Here is a 16149-nt window from a genome sequence, read left to right as displayed (position 1 = left end):
CTGTGTCCCCTTTGTTCGCGACTGCGGGGCTCGCAAAACCGGCTCACTCCTCGCGCGCACGCCAACCCCCGTGACCCGCCGCTGCCGCCGCGTTCGCCGCCGTGGGCAGCGCCGCGGCGATGTGCTCCAGAGCGGCGTCGTCGAGCGCCGCCGACACGAACCACGACTCGAACGCGCTCGGCGGCAGGTAGACGCCGGCGGCGAGCATCGCGTGGAAGAACGCCTTGAACGCGGGCACCTGCTGCGTGCGGGCGCTGTCGTAGTCCACGACGTCGGCGTCGGTGAAGAAGATCGAGAACATGCTGCCCGCGTACGACAGTCGGTGCGGGACCCCGGCGGCGGCCAGCGCGTCGGACGCCAGCTTGCCCACGACGGCGGCCGTGTCGTCGAGCTTGCGGTACAGCGCGTCGTCGGCGAGCCGCAGGGTCGCCAGACCGGCGGCGCACGCGAGGGGGTTACCGGAGAGCGTGCCGGCCTGGTAGACCGGGCCGGCCGGCGCGAGACGCGCCATGATGTCCGCGCGCCCGCCGAAGGCCGCGGCCGGCAGGCCACCACCCATGACCTTGCCGTACGTCCACAGGTCGGCATCGGAGGCGTCGAGGCCGTGCCACCCGGCGCGGGAGACCCGGAACCCGGTCATCACCTCGTCCACCACGAGCAGGGCGCCGTGGGCGTGCGCGATCCGGGCGAGCTGCTGGTTGAACCCGTCGCGGGGCGCCACCACGCCCATGTTGCCGGCGGCGGCCTCGGTGATCACCGCGGCGATGTGCGGGCCCTCGGCGGCGAACGCCTCCTCGACGGCCCGGATGTCGTTGTACGGGAGGACTATCGTCTCGCTGGCCGCCGCGCCGGTCACGCCGGGCGAGTCGGGCAGGCCCAGGGTGGCCACGCCGGACCCGGCGGAGGCGAGCAGCGCGTCGACGTGCCCGTGGTAGCAGCCGGCGAACTTGACGATCTTGGAGCGGCCGGTGAAGCCGCGCGCCAGCCGGATCGCCGACATGGTGGCCTCGGTGCCGGAGTTGACCAGGCGCACCTGCTCCATCGGGGTCCGGTCGACCAGCTCGGCGGCCAGCTCCACCTCGCCCGGGGTGGGCGTGCCGAAGCTGGTGCCCCGGGCCGCGGCGGCCTGGACGGCCTCCACCACCTCGGGGTGGGCGTGCCCGAGGATCAGCGGCCCCCATGAGCAGACCAGGTCGACGTAGCGGCGACCGTCGGCGTCGTACAGCCACGGGCCCTCGCCACGGACCATGAATCGCGGGGTGCCGCCGACCGCCTGGAAGGCGCGCACGGGGGAGTTCACCCCGCCCGGCACGATGGCGCGGGCGCGGTCGAACAGGGCCTCGGAAGCCGGCGCGTCGGCCGGGTAACGGCCACTTCCGGCGGAAACGATGTCGGTCACGATGCCGCCATTGTGTCAGCGCCGGACGGTCAACCGGCAGCCACCCCGGGCCGGGGTTACCAGGCTCACCCACTGCCGGTGCCCGTCACCAGCCCGAACACCGGTTGGGCGGCGGCTCGCGGCCTCAACAGGCCGGGTCGGCTGGATCGCGCTAGGCTGACCGGGTGGATCGTGCCGAACTGTCCATCACGCTACACCGGACGGGCGACGAAGCAGTGCTGCGCCTGGCCGGTGAGATCGACATGCTCACGGCCGCCCAGCTCAGCACCGTGGTCAACGAGGTGCTGGCCGACCCGCCTCCGCGGATCGTGCTCGACCTCGGCGGCGTCACCTTCTGCGACTCGCAGGGCCTGGGGACGCTCGTGGTGCTCAGCCGCAAGGCCAGTCACGCGCAGAGCCTGCTGATGCTCACCCACGTGGGCGACTTCCTGATCCGCGTCCTGGACATCACCGGCCTACGCAGCGCCCTGATGATCCGCAACGACCAACCAACGGGCTAACCCACCCCACCCCACCCCACCCCACCCCACCCCACCCCACCCCTCCCCACCCCGGCCTGACCCCGCCGGCCCTGGGGTTGATCATGAAGTTATCGCCAACTTCCGTCCCATTTGTCGGCAATAACTTCATGATCAACCTGCTCCACAGGCCCGGAGGCCGGGTCAGGGGGTGGGGATGTTCCGGGTGTGGAACGTGCGCAGGGCCAGGGCCAGCAGGGCCGCCGTCAGGGCGGTCAGCACGGCCAGTGGGGTGGCTGTCCAGTTGTTGCCGAGGACCTGTGGGGTGTGCGTGAACGGGGACAGGTCCAGCGCCCACTGGCTCAGTTTCAGCACCGCGCCGAGCTGACCGAGCAGCAGGCAGCCGGCGAGCACCGCCCAGGCCGCCGAGGAGAACCGGGGCAGCCAGCCCACCAGCAGCGCCGCGAGCCCGGCGAGCACCCACGCCGCCGGCACCTGGGCCAGCCCGGCACCGACCAGTCGGGGCAGCTCCCCGCCGACGTCGCCCACGCTGAGGCCGTACGCCAGCCCGGTCGTCAGGCCGGCCACGGCCAGCACCACCACCGGGCCGAGCAGCGCGAAGAGCAGGTGCGCCGCCAGCCAGCGGGTCCGGCTCACCGCCGTGGCGAGCAGCGGTTCGGCCCGGCCGGCGGTCTCCTCCGCCCGCGCTCGCAGCGCGGCCTGGATGCCATATCCGGCTGCGGCCAGCGCGGTCAGGCTCAACGTGCCACCGAGGTACGCCTCGGCGAGCGCCGACGTGCCACCCAGCCGGGCCATGATCTCGGCGATCTGTTCATTGCCCTGCACCGCTTCGCCGGCCGCGTCCGCCGCGCCGCCCAGCACCAGACCGAGCAGCCCGAAGCCGACGGTCCAGCCGAGCAGTTGGCCCCGGTGCAGCCGCCAGGCCAGGCCGAACGGACCGGCGAGCCCCGGACCGGCGGCGGCCGGGCCGAGCCTCTGCGGCAGCACCCCCGCGCCGAGGTCCCGGCGCACCGAGACGGGGTACGCGACGAGCGCGACCACCGCGGCGAACAGCACCGGCAGCAGCAGCACCCACCAGCGCTCACCGGCGAAGGCCCGCCCCCGGGGCGCCCAGCCCAGCGGTGAGAGCCAGCTCAGCCACTCGGCCTTTCCAGCGGCGCCGCCGGACCCTCCGGCGTCGCCCGCCAGCCGCAGAACGAAGGCCAGCCCGAGCACACCCAGGCCGATGCCGCGCGCGCCACCGGCGCTCTCGGTGAGCTGAGCGGCCAGGCCGCCGACCGTGGCGAAGGCGACGCCGGTGAGCGCCAACCCGCCGCCGAAGAGCAGCGAACCCGCGCCGGGCATACCCGCCGCGACCAGACCGCCGGCGATGAGCAGGCCGAGCAGCACATTCGCGGCGTACGTCACCAGCAGCGCCGAGGTCAGACCGGCGTACCGGCCGAGGACCGTCGCGCCGAGCAGCTCCCGCCGGCCGGCCTCCTCCTCGGTGCGGGTGTGCCGCACCACCATCAGCACGCTTACCAGCGCGGCGATCAACACCAGCAGACCGGCCCGCTGGACGGTGAGCGCGCCGACGCTGTCGCCGAACACCGGCCCGAGCAGGGCGACGATCGACGGGTTGCTCGCCGTGCCGGCCAGGTACGCGGCGCGCTCGGCGGCGGTCGGGTACAGCTCGGCGTACGTGGCGGCGTAGCTGGCCGGCAGCACCGCAAGCAGGAGGACCCAGATCGGCAGCACGACCCGGTCCCGCCGCAGGATCAGCCGCACCAGGTGCCGGGTGCCTGTGAACGCGGTCATGACCGCACCTGCTCGGCCTGGTAGTGCCGCAGGAACAACTCCTCAAGCGTCGGCGGCTGGCTGACCAGGCTCCGTACGCCGATCTCGGTGAGCCGACGCAAAGCGACGTCCAGCGCGACGTCCTCCACGTCGAAGCGCACCCGCTGCCCGTCCACCCGCAGGTCGTGTACGCCGGAGAGCTGACCCAGCCCGTCCACCGGGCCGGTCAGCTCGGCCTCGATCGAGGTGCGGCGCAGGTGCCGCAGTTCGCTCAGGGTGCCGGTCTCCACGTCCCGCCCGTTGCGGATGATCGTCACCCGGTCGCAGAGCGCCTCCACCTCGGCCAGGATGTGGCTGGAGAGCAGCACGGTGCGGCCGTCCGCCTTGGCCCGGCGTACCCAGTGCTGGAAGACCTCCTCCATGAGCGGGTCCAGACCGGAGGTCGGCTCGTCCAGGATGAGCAGTTCGACGTCCGACGCGAGGGCGGCCACCAGGCCGACCTTCTGCCGGTTGCCCTTGGAGTACGCCCGGCCCTTCTTGCGAGGGTCCAGCTCGAAGGAGTCGAGCAGTTCGGCTCGGCGGGCCGGGTCGAGGCCGCCGCGCATCCGGCCGAGCAGGTCGATGACCTCGCCGCCGGAGAGGTTGGGCCAGAGCGTCACGTCGCCCGGCACGTACGCCAGCCGGCGGTGCAGGGCCACCGCGTCGCGCCACGGGTCGCCGCCGAGCAGGCGGACGTCGCCCGCATCCGCCCGCAGCAGGCCGAGCAGTGCCCGGATCGTCGTCGACTTGCCGGCGCCGTTCGGGCCGAGGAAGCCGTGCACCTCGCCGGCGCGGACGGTCAGGTCCAGGCCGTCCAGCGCCCGGGTCCGGCCGAAGGTCTTGACCAGGCCGGACACCGAAATCGGAGTTTCCATATATCGGAAGCTACACTCGTTTCACAAAGTTGTGAAGACAGTGAGATCTGGGCAGCATCGAGGCTCACACCACCACGCAGGAGGGGACCACCATGGCAACCGGCGACGGCCACGACCCGGTGCACCTCTTCGTCGAGCGGATGGCCCTGACCTTTGCCGAGGTCGGTTTCCCGCGAATGGCAGCCCGGGTGCTGTTCACCGTGATGAGCGCGGACGACCCACTCACGGCCGCGGAGATCGGCGAGCGGCTCGGGGTCAGCGCGGCGGCGGTCAGCGGCGCGGTCCGCTATCTCACCCAGTTCGGCATGCTGATCCGCGAGCCGGTCCCCAGGTCCCGCCGCGATCGCTACCGGATGCCCGACAATCCCTGGTACGAGGGGACCATCACCAAGACCGCGATCTACAAGACGTTCATCGATGCGGCCGAGGGCGGTGTGGTCGCCCTGAAGGGCCCGGAGACGCCGGCCGGCGAGCGGGTGGCCGAGATGCGCGACTTCTTCATCTTCGTGCAGGAGGAGATCGACTCGCTGGGTGAGCGCTGGCGGATCCGCCGGGCCCAGACCGGCCACCTACGCCCCGGCGAGGCCTGATCGGCCCGGTCAGGCGGAGCTGCCCCAGCGCGCCTGTTCAAGCAGCTCCACCGCACGGCCCCGCGACTCCTGGTCATCGGAGCGGAGCAGGGTGGTCGCCTCGTCGACCGCGTCGGTGAGCCGCCGCCACTGCGTGTCGCGCTCCCGGACCAGGTCCGACTGGGCGGCCAACTGCCGGGTCTTCACCCAGAGCTCGACGAAGACCGACACCTTGGCCCGCAGCACCCACGGATCGAACGGCTTGGTCAGGTAGTCCACCGCGCCCACCTGATAGCCCCGGAGCGCGAGCTGGGCGTCCCGGTCGGCGGCGGTGAGGAAGATGATCGGCACGTGCCGGGTCCGCTCCCGGCGCTTGATGTGGCCGGCCGTCTCGAAGCCGTCCATGTCCGGCATCTGCGCGTCCAGCAGGATCACCGCGAAGTCGTCCACCAGCAGCTGCTTGAGCGCCGCCTCGCCGCTCTCCACCGCCACCGACTGAACCGGCAGGCCCTGGAGGATCGCCTCCAGGGCCATCAGGTTCTCCCGGCGGTCGTCCACGAGCAGCGCCTTGGCCATCTGGGTCACGAAGTCTCCTCGGTCCGGCTGCCACTGATCCAGGACGACATCAGCTCGATCAGGTCGTCCAGGTCGACCGGCTTGGTGATGTAGTCGCTTCCCCCGGCCGCGAGCGCGGACTCGCGGTCACCAGGCATCGCCTTCGCGGTCAGGAACACGACCGGAAGGTCGGCGAACCGGTGGTTACGGCGGATCTGGCGGGTCGTCTCGTAGCCGTCCTGGTCCGGCATCATGGCGTCCATCAGCACGATGTCCACCTCCGGGTGCTCGGCCAGCAGGCGGACGCCGTCCGCCCCGTTGTCCGAGTACAGCACGGTCATGCCGTGCAGCTCCAACGCGCTGGTCAGAGCGAAGACGTTACGGACGTCGTCGTCCACGATCAGCACTGTGGCGCCGTCCAACTGGCGGGTGGCCGGCGCCTCCGGCCGGGCCGGAAGCAGCTCCAGCGGCGGCATCAGCAGCGACGACGGCAGGCCGGCACGCTGCGGCGACGGCGACTGGGGCGCGACCACCGCGTCCGGCGCCAGCACCTGCGGCACGAACAACGTGAACGTCGAACCCTGCCCGGGCGCCGACGACACGGTGATGGTGCCGCCGATCAGGCGGGCCAGGTCACGGCTGATCGACAGTCCCAGGCCGGTGCCGCCGTAGCGGCGGCTGGTCGTGCCGTCCGCCTGCTGGAACGCCTCGAAGATGATCGACAGCTTGTCGTCGGAGATGCCGATGCCGGTGTCGATCACGGTGAACGCGATCACCTGCTGGGCGTTGGTGAGCGCCGGCACGTCGAACACCGCGTTCTCCGCCGCCGGGGCGATCCGCAACGTCACCGCGCCGTTGTCGGTGAACTTCACCGCGTTGGACAGCAGGTTGCGCAGAATCTGCTGCAACCGCTGCGCGTCGGTGACCAACGCCGGCGGCAGGTCCTTGCTCACGCGTACCTGGAAGTCGAGGTTCTTCTCCTCGGCCTGCGGGGCGAACGCCTGCTCGACGTAGCCGCGGATCTCCGTGAAACGGATCTCGGTGGGCTCGACGTCCATCCGGCCGGCCTCGATCTTGGACAGGTCCAGGATGTCGTCGATGAGCGAGAGCAGGTCCGAGCCGGCGCTGTGGATGGTCCGGGCGAACTCGATCTGCTTCGGGTTGAGGTTCTGCTCCGAGTTCTCCGCCAGCAGCCGGGCCAGCAACAGCAGCGAGTTCAGCGGCGTACGCAGCTCGTGGCTCATGTTGGCCAGGAACTCCGACTTGTACGCCGAGGCCCGCGTGAGCTGCTGCGCCTTCTCCTCCAGGCCGAGCCGAGCCAGTTCGATCTCCCGGTTCTTGGTCTCGATGTTGCCCTTCTGCTCGGAGAGCAGCGTCGCCTTCTCCTCCAGCTCGGCGTTGGTGCGCTGCAACTCCGCCGACTGCTCCTGCATCTCGTGCGCGAGCCGCTGCGACTGGGCCAGCAGCTCCTCCGTACGACGGTTCGCCTGAATGGTGTTGACAGCGATGCCGATGGTGAGCACCAGCCGCTCCAGGAACGACAGGTGCAGCTCGGAGAAGGCGGCCACGCTTGCGAACTCGATCACCCCGAGCAGCTCGCCCTCGAACAGCACGGGGAGCACCACCAGGTCGGACGGTGGCGTCTCGGCCAGGCCGGAGCGCAGCGTGAGCCGGCTGTTCGGGGAGGCGCTGACCCGGATCGTCCGGCGCGACAGGGCGGTCTGGCCGACCAACCCCTCACCCGGCCCGAAGGTGACGTCGTGCCCGCGCGCCACGTACCCGTACGACGAGGTCAACCGCAGCCGCATGCTGCCGTCCGTGTCGTCGGCCAGGAAGAAGGCGCCGAGCTGGGCGTCGACAAGCGGAGTCACCTCCGTCATGATCATGCGGCAGACCTCGCCCAGGTCCCGCTGGCCCTGCAACAGGCCACCGATGCGGGCCAGGTTGGAGTCGAGCCAGCCCTGCTCGGCGTTCTTCTTCGTCGTCTCCCGGAGGGTGACGATCATCTGGTTGATGTTGTCCTTCAGCTCGGCGACCTCGCCCTGCGCCTTGACCGCGATCCGCTGGGTCAGGTCACCGCGGGTCACCGACGTGGACACCTGGGCGATGGCCCGCAACTGCGTGGTCAACGTCGAGGCGAGCTGGTTGACGTTCTCGGTGAGGTCGCGCCAGGTGCCGGAGACGCCCTTGACCTGCGCCTGACCGCCCAGCTTGCCCTCGATGCCGACCTCGCGGGCCACCCGCGTCACCTCGTCGGCGAACGACGACAGCTGGTCGACCATCGTGTTGACGGTCGACTTCAGCTCCAGGATCTCGCCCTGCGCGTCCACGGTGATCTTCTGGCTCAGGTCGCCCTTCGCCACGGCTGTGGTCACCGAGGCGATGTTGCGGACCTGGCTGGTCAGGTTCGACGCCATCGAGTTGACGTTGTCGGTCAGGTCCCGCCAGGTGCCGGAGACGCCCTTCACCTGCGCCTGGCCACCCAGCTTGCCCTCGGTGCCCACCTCGCGGGCCACCCGCGTCACCTCGTCGGCGAACGACGACAACTGGTCGACCATCGTGTTGACAGTCGACTTCAGCTCCAGGATCTCGCCCCGCGCGTCCACCGTGATCTTCTGCGACAGGTCACCCTTCGCCACCGCCGTGGAGACCTGCGCGATGTTGCGGACCTGGGCGGTCAGGTTGGAGGCCATCGAGTTGACGTTGTCGGTCAGGTCCCGCCAGGTGCCGGCGACCCCGCGTACCTGCGCCTGGCCGCCGAGCTTGCCCTCGGTGCCCACCTCGCGGGCCACCCGGGTCACCTCGTCGGCGAACGACGACAACTGGTCGACCATCGTGTTGACAGTCGACTTCAGCTCCAGGATCTCGCCCCGCGCGTCCACCGTGATCTTCTGCGACAGGTCACCCTTCGCCACCGCCGTGGTCACCGAGGCGATGTTGCGGACCTGACTGGTCAGGTTCGATGCCATCGAGTTCACGTTGTCGGTCAGATCCCGCCACGTACCGCTGACGCCCTTGACCTGGGCCTGACCGCCCAGGTTGCCCTCGGTGCCCACCTCGCGGGCCACCCGCGTCACCTCGTCGGCGAACGACGACAACTGGTCGACCATCGTGTTGACGGTGTTCTTCAGCTCCAGGATCTCGCCCTGCGCGTCCACGGTGATCTTCTGGCTCAGGTCGCCCTTCGCCACCGCCGTGGAGACCTGGGAGATGTTGCGGACCTGGCTGGTCAGGTTGCCGGCCAACTGGTTGACGTTCTCGGTGAGGTCCCGCCAGGTGCCGGAAACGCCGCGCACCTGCGCCTGACCGCCCAGTTTGCCCTCGATGCCCACCTCACGGGCCACCCGCGTCACCTCGTCGGCGAACGACGACAACTGGTCCACCATCGTGTTGACGGTGTCCTTCAGCTCCAGGATCTCGCCCTGCGCCGCCACGGTGATCTTCTGCGAGAGGTCACCGCGCGCCACCGCAGTCGACACCTGGGCGATGTTGCGGACCTGGGCCGTCAGGTTCGACGCCATCGAGTTGACGCTGTCGGTCAGGTCCTTCCAGGTGCCCGCCACGTTCGGCACCTCGGCCTGGCCGCCGAGCTTGCCCTCGGTGCCCACCTCGCGGGCCACCCGGGTCACCTGCTCGGCGAAGAGCCGCAGCGTGTCGGTGAGGTAGTTCATCGTGGCGGCCAACTCGGCGACCTCACCGCGCGCGCCGACCGTGATCTTCTGCGACAGGTCGCCCTTGGCCACCGCCGTCGCCACCTGCGAGATCGACCGCACCTGGCCGGTCAGGTTCGACGCCATGGTGTTCACCGAGTCGGTGAGGTCCTTCCAGGTGCCGGCGACGCCCCGGACGTCGGCCTGGCCGCCCAGCTTGCCCTCGGTGCCCACCTCGCGGGCCACCCGGGTCACCTCGTTGGAGAACGACGAGAGCTGGTCGACCATGGTGTTCACGGTGCGCCCGATGCGCAGGTACTCACCGCGCAGCGGCCGACCGTCGATCTCCAACGCCATGTGCTGGGACAGGTCGCCGTCCGCGACCGCCACGATGACCCGGGCGATCTCGGTGGTGGGCCGGCCCAGGTCGTCGATCAGCGAGTTGATCGCCCGCTGCCCCTCCGCCCAGGAGCCGTCCAGCCCCTCGTCGTCGAGCCGCTCGGTGAGCCGGCCGTCCCGACCGACGATCCGGGAGATCCGCCGCAGGTCCAGGTACTGCCGCTCCTGGAGCGAGACCACCTCGTTGAAGGCGTCCGCCACCTCACCGGCAGCGCCGGCGCGGCGGGGAAGCCGGACCTTCAGGTCGCCGCGACCGATTCGTCGCAGCGCCTCGGTCAACTCACCGAGGAGCGCCTCGTGGTCGGGCGCGGACGGGTCCGCGACCGACTGCTTCGCCGTGGTCATCATTCCTCGCTCAACTCGGGGGCGCCGTGCCCGTACGGACACACCGGCACCCCATATTGTGCCCGCGCGCGCCGTAGTGCCAGGGTGCGCGACCCGCCGGTCGGCCCTGGTGGCCTCCGCGATCCCCCCCGGCGACACCCAACCCGGCACAGACCTCGCCGAGTGGCGCTGATCACGGGTGACTCGCGACCGCCGCTGCCCTCGGGCCGGCCGACCCACTGCGGGCTGCGGGCTGCGGGCTGCGGGCTGCGGGCTGCGGGCTGCGGGCTGCGGGGATGATCCTGCATCGGCTTGGCACCTGGCGGGGGAACGGTGGAGGATACGGGAATGTCAGCCGAGGCGGGGGCCGCGACGGCCGGGGCTGGGAGCGGAGCCGTCCGGCGTGTCCGGCTGCCCGCCGACCGCCGTACGCCCGCAGCCGCCCGCGCGGTCGTCCGCTCCGTCCTCGCCGAGGCGCACCTGGACGACCTGGTCAACGAGGCGCTGCTGCTCACCACCGAGCTGACTACCAACGCCGTCGAGCACGCCGGCACCGAACTGGACATCGAGGTCGTCGCGGACGACTTCGGCCTCTCCGTGACCGTTTCCGACTTCGCGGCCAGTCCGGGCAACGACGAGCTGACCGTCGGCACCCGCAACGACGCCACCGAGATCAACGAGGTCTCCGAGCGAGGTCGCGGCCTGTTGCTCGTCGACCACTTCGCCAGCCGCTGGGGCACCACGTACCTGCCGACCGGCAAGGGCGTCTGGTTCCGGCTGGACCGACCCGGGGCGGAGCCTGCGGCCGGGACCGGCTCCGGCGGCACGTCGATGGCGGGCAACCCCGGGGCCGTCGACGGTTCCGCTCCGAGCGCCGGCGCGATGAGCGAACTCATGCAGACCGCCCCCGACGTGTACGCGGACGACCCGCTGCCCGACTTCGCCGCCAGCCTGCTCAGCCGGGTCGCCGAGATGGTCGGCGCGGCCGGTGGCGCGATCCGCCTGGACCGGGGCGACGGTCAGGGCCGACAGTTGTTGGCGCGTTTCGGCCGGCAGCCCCGCCCGGACAGCGAGTTGCTGCGAGTGCCGCTGACCGTGCACCGCCCGTACGCCGGGGAACTGGAGCTGGACGCGGCGCCGTCGGCGTACGCCCGGCCGCTGGCGGTGCTCACCGCCGAGCGCCTGTCACTGCACCTGGAGAACGACCGGCTGCGCCGGGCGGACGTACGCCGGCAGGCGTGGCTGACGTTCCTGGCCGAGGCGAGCGAGCTGCTCGCCCAGTCGCTGGACGTCGAGCTGACCATGGCGCTGATCCCGCAGCTGGTGGTGCCCCGCCTCGGCCAGTGGTGCGCGGTGCACACCGCCGACGAGTGGGGCCGGCTGCGCCTGGCGGCCGCCAGCCACGCCGACGAGTCGATGCTGCCGCAACTGCACAAGGTGCTGGCGGAGACCGGCCCGGACTCGGTCCAGGCCCGGCTGCGGGAGGCGTCCCGCAGCGCTGCGCAGATCCCGCTCGGCGGCCCGATGGAGGGTTTCGCGGTCCCGCTGATCGCCCGCGGCCAGCGGCTCGGCACCCTCGCGGTGGGCCGGCACCAGCGGCACCGGCACGACCCGGACGAGGTGGCGGTGCTGGAGGACGTGGCCCGGCGGGCCGCGCTGGCGATCGAGAACGCCCGCATCCACGCCGAGCGCCGACGGGTCGCGCAGACGCTCCAGCAGTCCCTGCTGCCGCCCGTGCTGCCGGTGGTCGACGGCATCGGTTTCGCTGCCGAGTACGTGCCGACGGGCGACGACGCCGAGGTGGGCGGCGACTTCTACGACGTGGTGCCGCTGCCCGACGGGCGCTGGCTCGTGGTGATCGGCGACGTCTCGGGCAAGGGCGTCCAGGCCGCCGCGGTCACCGGGCTGGTCCGTGACGTGATCCGGGTGCTGGTCGGCGACGGCAAGCCGCTGCCGGAGGCGCTGGCCCGGCTCAACGAAACGCTTGTCGAGCGCGGTGGCGGCCGGTACTGCACGCTGGCCCTGGCGGCGGTCGGGCCGGGTGACGGTGACCGCCTCGACGTCTCGCTGCACCTGGCGGGGCACGACAGACCGGTGCTGCTGGCCGGTGGGGGCGGCGCCCGGTTCGTCGGCACCGGGGGCACCGCGCTGGGCCTGCTCGACACGATCACCTCGCCGACGGCGGAGATCACGCTCGCGCCGGGTGACTCGCTGATCTTCTACACCGATGGGGTCACCGAGCGGCGGCGCGGCCGGGAGCTGTTCGGCACCGACCGGTTGCGGGACGCGGCAGCGCCGTTGGCCGGCTACTCGGCGGACGTGGTCGCCGCCCGCCTGCGGGCTGCCGCGATCAACTTCTCGGTCGAGCCGCCCCGGGACGACATCGCCGTGCTGGTGCTCCGCAACGACGCGGTCTGACCGAGGCGGCAGAGCCGGGTCACAGGCCGCCGGGGAGGCGGCCCGGGGCGAGGCGGTGCTCCGGGTCGAGATGTTCCTTGGCCGCCCGCAGGCGGGCCAGGCCGGCCAGCTCGCCCCAGAGGTCGACGGCCTGGCGCACCGCAGCGGGCGCGGAGACGACGACGCAGCGACCCTGCCGGGCCAGCAGCACGCCACGGACGGCGGCCAGGATGGACGCCACCCGGTCGGGTGCCACCGCGCCGGGCAGGGCCGCGTGCACCACGCCCAGCCCGGCCGAACCCCGCACCGGCACGGGAGCGCCTGCCGCGTCCCGCAGGGCGTAGACGGCGGCGTGCAGGTCGCTGATCGGCACCTCCAGGCGTAGTGCCGTGTCGCCGGGGGCGAACGGGTAGCGCCGCCACCACGGCGGGGCGGAGTGGGCGACGGTCGCCTCGCCGTGCAGCAGGCCGACCAGCCGCTCGGCGCGCTCGGTGACCTCGGCCGGGCCGCCCTCCAGCAGCACGACCAGGCTGCCCGCCCGGGACGGGGCGCCGGGTCGGCCGGACATCGACGGGTGGCGCTCGCGGGCGGTGGCGGCCGGGTGGCCGGGCGGGTAGGCAGTGCGCGGCCGGGGCGGCCCACCGGGCAGGTCCAGCTCGATGGCCGCCGGCTCCAGTCGGGCGGCGAGGATCGCCCGGACCAGGTCGTGGACCTCCAGCGGCGTCCACACCGGACGAGACACCCAGAGCCGGCTGGCCGGCACCGGCTGCACCCGCAGGCTCGCCGAGACCAGCACGCCGAGGGCGCCCTGCGAGCCGCACAGCAGCCGGGCCAGGTCGAGCCCGGGTGCCCCACCGCCGGCGCTTACCAGCTCACCGTCGGCGGCGAGGTAGCGGACGCCGAGGAGCTGGTCACAGGGGCTGCCGTGGCGGTGCCGGAGCGGCCCGGCCTCCCCGGCGGCGAGCACCCCGCCAAGCGTCGCGCCCGGTGACGGGGCGTCCATCGCGAGCCGCTGGCCGGTGCGCTCCAGTGTGGCCTGCACCGCCCGCAGCGGGGTGCCCGCGCCGACCTCGGCCACCGGCGCACCGACCGGCTCGTGGCCGATGCCCGCCAGCCGGCCGGTGTCGAGCATGATGTCGACCTGCGTCGGGGTGGCACCCCAGTCGATCTTCGTGCCGGCGCCCCGGGGCACCACCGCCAAATCGTGCGCGGCGGCCAGCCGCAGCACCTCGGCCGCGGCGTGCGGGCCACCGGGCACCGCCACCCAGCGGGCCGGACGCCCGGCCACCTCGTCGGCCGGGCCGGCGAGTCGGGCGAACGGCGGACCACAGATCGCGGTCAGTCGCCGGGTGATATCGAGGGCTCCGGACCGGCCGAGGGAACTCGCTGCTGCCGCCATGCCGGCTATCGTACATGTGTTCGAAAGTCGTGGTGACGGCCTTCGGGATGCCGCGGGTCCGGCGCACGGGGTGAGCCGGCCGGTAACGTGGCCGCGTGACCACCGAGACTGCCCCGCCCGCGGCGAAGCGGGTGCCCACCGAGCGCACCCACCACGGCGACACGGTCGTCGACGAGTACGCCTGGCTCGCCGCCAAGGACGACCCGGAGACGATCGCCTACCTGACCGCCGAGAACGCGTACACCGAGGAGCGCACCGCGCACCTGGCCGCCCTGCGCGCGGACCTGTTCGAGGAGACCCGCCAGCGCACCCGGGAGACGGACCTGTCCGTGCCCACCCGCAAGGGCGGGCACTGGTACTACACCCGGACGATCGAGGGCCAGCAGTACGGGGTGCACTGCCGGCGAGCGGTCCGCGACGGCGAGACCGACCCGCCGGTCAGCGCGGACGGCGCGCCGCTCGACGGCGAAGAGGTGCTGCTCGACGGCAACCTGCTGGCCGAGGGGCACGACTTCTTCTCACTGGGCGCGTTCGACGTCAGCCCGGACGGGCGCTGGCTGGCATACTCGACCGACTTCTCCGGCGACGAGCGGTTCACCCTGCGCGTGAAGGACCTGAGCACCGGCGAGCTGCTGCCGGACGAGGTGCCCGACACGTTCTACGGCACCGCCTGGTCTGCCGACGCGTCGGTGCTGTTCTACGTGACCGTCGACGACGCCTGGCGGCCGAACCGGGTCTGGCGGCACACCATCGGCGCCGCCGCCGGCGACGACGTGGTGGTCCACGAGGAGGACGACGAGCGGTTCTGGGTGGGCGTCGAGCTGACCCGGTCGGAGAAGTTCATCCTGGTCGACATCCACAGCAAGGTCACCAGCGAGGTGCTGGTGATCCCGGCCGGCAACCCCACCGGGGCACCGGCCGTGATCGCGCCCCGCCGGCAGGGCGTCGAGTACGCCGTGGAGCACCACGGCCACCGCTTCCTGATCCTGCACAACGACGGCGCGGAGGACTTCGCGCTGGCGTTCACCTCGGCCGACGCACCGGGCGACTGGGTGCCGCTTATCGAGCACACCCCGGGCACCCGCCTGGAGGCGGTCGACGCGTTCGCGAACCACCTGGTGGTGTCGCTGCGCACCGAGGGGCTCACCGGCCTGCGGGTGCTGCCGGTCGGCAGCGACGACTCGTACGACATCGACTTCCCCGAGCCGCTGTACAGCGTCGGGTTGGACGCCAACCCGGAGTACCGCACCGGGCAGATTCGGCTGCGGTACTCGTCGCTTGTCACCCCCGACTCGGTGTACGACTACGACCTGGTCACCCGGCAGATGGTGCTGCGCAAGCAGAAGCCGGTGCTGCCCGGGCCGGACGGGCGGCCGTACGACCCGGCGGAGTACGAGCAGCACCGCGACTGGGCGCTCGCCGACGACGGCACGCGGGTGCCGATCTCGCTGGTCTGCCGCGTCGGCACACCCCGGGACGGCTCAGCGCCCTGCGAGCTGTACGGCTACGGCTCGTACGAGGCCAGCATGGACCCCTGGTTCTCGGTGGCCCGCCTGTCCCTGCTGGACCGGGGTGTGGTCTTCGCGGTGGCGCACACGCGCGGCGGTGGTGAGCTGGGCCGGCGCTGGTACGACCAGGGCAAGATGCTGGCCAAGAAGAACACGTTCACCGACTTCGTCGCCTGCGCCCGGCACCTCGTCAAGGCCGGCTGGACGGCCAGCGACCGCCTGGTGGCCAGGGGCGCCTCGGCCGGTGGGCTGCTGATGGGCGCGGTCGCCAACCTCGCCCCGGACGCGTTCACGGGGATCGTGGCGCAGGTGCCGTTCGTGGACGCGCTCACCTCGATCCTCGACCCGTCGCTGCCGCTCACCGTCACCGAGTGGGAGGAGTGGGGCAACCCCCTCGACGACCCCGAGGTCTACGCGTACATGAAGTCTTACACGCCGTACGAGAACATCACGGCTGTGGACTACCCGGCGATCCTCGCGGTGACCAGCCTCAACGACACGCGGGTGCTCTACTCCGAGCCGGCGAAGTGGATCGCGCGGCTCCGGGCCACCGCTCCACAGGGCGACTACCTGCTCAAGACCGAGATGGGTGCCGGGCACGGTGGCCCGAGCGGGCGCTACGACGCGTGGCGCGAGGAGGCGTTCATCAACGCCTGGATCCTGGACCGCCTCGGTCGCGCCTGACCGACCCCGGCATGATCGCGCCCGACCCTGGACGCTTCCAGGATCGGGCGCGATCATGAGCCGTTCAGGCGCGGCTCGGGCCGAGCTGGAGAGGTC

General features: G+C 72.1%; 10 protein-coding genes. 4 read left to right on the top strand and 6 right to left on the bottom strand.

Annotated features, from left to right (window positions below):
* Positions 1 to 43: 43 nt before the first annotated feature.
* Positions 44 to 1399, bottom strand: coding sequence for a glutamate-1-semialdehyde 2,1-aminomutase (hemL, locus tag AB0K10_RS08730; protein WP_363681307.1), 1356 nt, complete (start codon positions 1397 to 1399; stop codon positions 44 to 46).
* Positions 1400 to 1563: 164 nt separating this feature from the next.
* On the opposite strand from hemL, the gene AB0K10_RS08725 reads away from it, so the two are divergent.
* Positions 1564 to 1899, top strand: coding sequence for an STAS domain-containing protein (locus tag AB0K10_RS08725; protein ID WP_007454492.1), 336 nt, complete (start codon positions 1564 to 1566; stop codon positions 1897 to 1899).
* 162 nt (positions 1900 to 2061) lie between these two features.
* Here AB0K10_RS08725 and AB0K10_RS08720 read toward each other — a convergent pair whose 3' ends face one another.
* Both AB0K10_RS08720 and AB0K10_RS08715 read right to left on the bottom strand, forming a co-directional pair.
* Positions 2062 to 3675 (bottom strand): ABC transporter permease, encoded by a 1614-nt coding sequence (locus AB0K10_RS08720; RefSeq protein WP_363681305.1) that lies wholly within the window; start codon positions 3673 to 3675, stop codon positions 2062 to 2064.
* Complete coding sequence (locus AB0K10_RS08715) at positions 3672 to 4568, bottom strand: ABC transporter ATP-binding protein (RefSeq protein ID WP_363681303.1); 897 nt, start codon at positions 4566 to 4568, stop codon at positions 3672 to 3674. The genes AB0K10_RS08720 and AB0K10_RS08715 overlap by 4 nt, the downstream gene beginning before the upstream one ends.
* Positions 4569 to 4660: 92 nt before the next feature.
* On the opposite strand from AB0K10_RS08715, the gene AB0K10_RS08710 reads away from it, so the two are divergent.
* On the top strand, positions 4661 to 5158 hold the full coding sequence (locus tag AB0K10_RS08710) for a helix-turn-helix domain-containing protein (RefSeq protein ID WP_363681301.1): 498 nt from the start codon (positions 4661 to 4663) through the stop codon (positions 5156 to 5158).
* A 9-nt stretch (positions 5159 to 5167) separates the two neighbouring features.
* Here AB0K10_RS08710 and AB0K10_RS08705 read toward each other — a convergent pair whose 3' ends face one another.
* Entirely contained in the window at positions 5168 to 5722 is a 555-nt protein-coding gene (locus AB0K10_RS08705; protein ID WP_363681299.1) for a response regulator, read from the bottom strand.
* The gene (locus AB0K10_RS08700) at positions 5719 to 10086 is read right to left on the bottom strand and encodes a HAMP domain-containing protein (RefSeq protein ID WP_363681297.1); all 4368 of its coding nucleotides are present in this window, start codon (positions 10084 to 10086) and stop codon (positions 5719 to 5721) included. The genes AB0K10_RS08705 and AB0K10_RS08700 overlap by 4 nt, the downstream gene beginning before the upstream one ends.
* A gap of 327 nt (positions 10087 to 10413) precedes the next feature.
* Between AB0K10_RS08700 and AB0K10_RS08695 the strand changes: the two genes are divergently transcribed.
* On the top strand, positions 10414 to 12483 hold the full coding sequence (locus AB0K10_RS08695) for a SpoIIE family protein phosphatase (RefSeq protein ID WP_363681295.1): 2070 nt from the start codon (positions 10414 to 10416) through the stop codon (positions 12481 to 12483).
* A 19-nt stretch (positions 12484 to 12502) separates the two neighbouring features.
* Here AB0K10_RS08695 and AB0K10_RS08690 read toward each other — a convergent pair whose 3' ends face one another.
* Entirely contained in the window at positions 12503 to 13861 is a 1359-nt protein-coding gene (locus AB0K10_RS08690; RefSeq protein WP_363681293.1) for an FAD-binding oxidoreductase, read from the bottom strand.
* Positions 13862 to 13956: 95 nt separating this feature from the next.
* Here AB0K10_RS08690 and AB0K10_RS08685 point away from each other — a divergent pair, with 95 nt between their 5' ends.
* On the top strand, positions 13957 to 16053 hold the full coding sequence (locus AB0K10_RS08685; RefSeq protein ID WP_363681291.1) for a S9 family peptidase: 2097 nt from the start codon (positions 13957 to 13959) through the stop codon (positions 16051 to 16053).
* The last annotated feature ends 96 nt before the right edge of the window (positions 16054 to 16149 follow it).

Source organism: Micromonospora sp. NPDC049274 (assembly GCF_040678875.1).
Taxonomy (GTDB): domain Bacteria; phylum Actinomycetota; class Actinomycetes; order Mycobacteriales; family Micromonosporaceae; genus Micromonospora.
This window is presented reverse-complemented; position numbering and strand designations above follow the sequence as displayed.

Bases quoted from the DNA above. Each gene is read 5' to 3' on its own strand.
- AB0K10_RS08720 (WP_363681305.1), bottom strand. From the start codon at position 3,675: ATGACCGCGTTCACAGGCACCCGGCACCTGGTGCGGCTGATCCTGCGG.
- AB0K10_RS08715 (WP_363681303.1), bottom strand. From the start codon at position 4,568: ATGGAAACTCCGATTTCGGTGTCCGGCCTGGTCAAGACCTTCGGCCGG.
- AB0K10_RS08690 (WP_363681293.1), bottom strand. From the start codon at position 13,861: ATGGCGGCAGCAGCGAGTTCCCTCGGCCGGTCCGGAGCCCTCGATATC.
- AB0K10_RS08700 (WP_363681297.1), bottom strand. From the start codon at position 10,086: ATGACCACGGCGAAGCAGTCGGTCGCGGACCCGTCCGCGCCCGACCAC.
- AB0K10_RS08710 (WP_363681301.1), top strand. From the start codon at position 4,661: ATGGCAACCGGCGACGGCCACGACCCGGTGCACCTCTTCGTCGAGCGG.
- AB0K10_RS08695 (WP_363681295.1), top strand. From the start codon at position 10,414: ATGTCAGCCGAGGCGGGGGCCGCGACGGCCGGGGCTGGGAGCGGAGCC.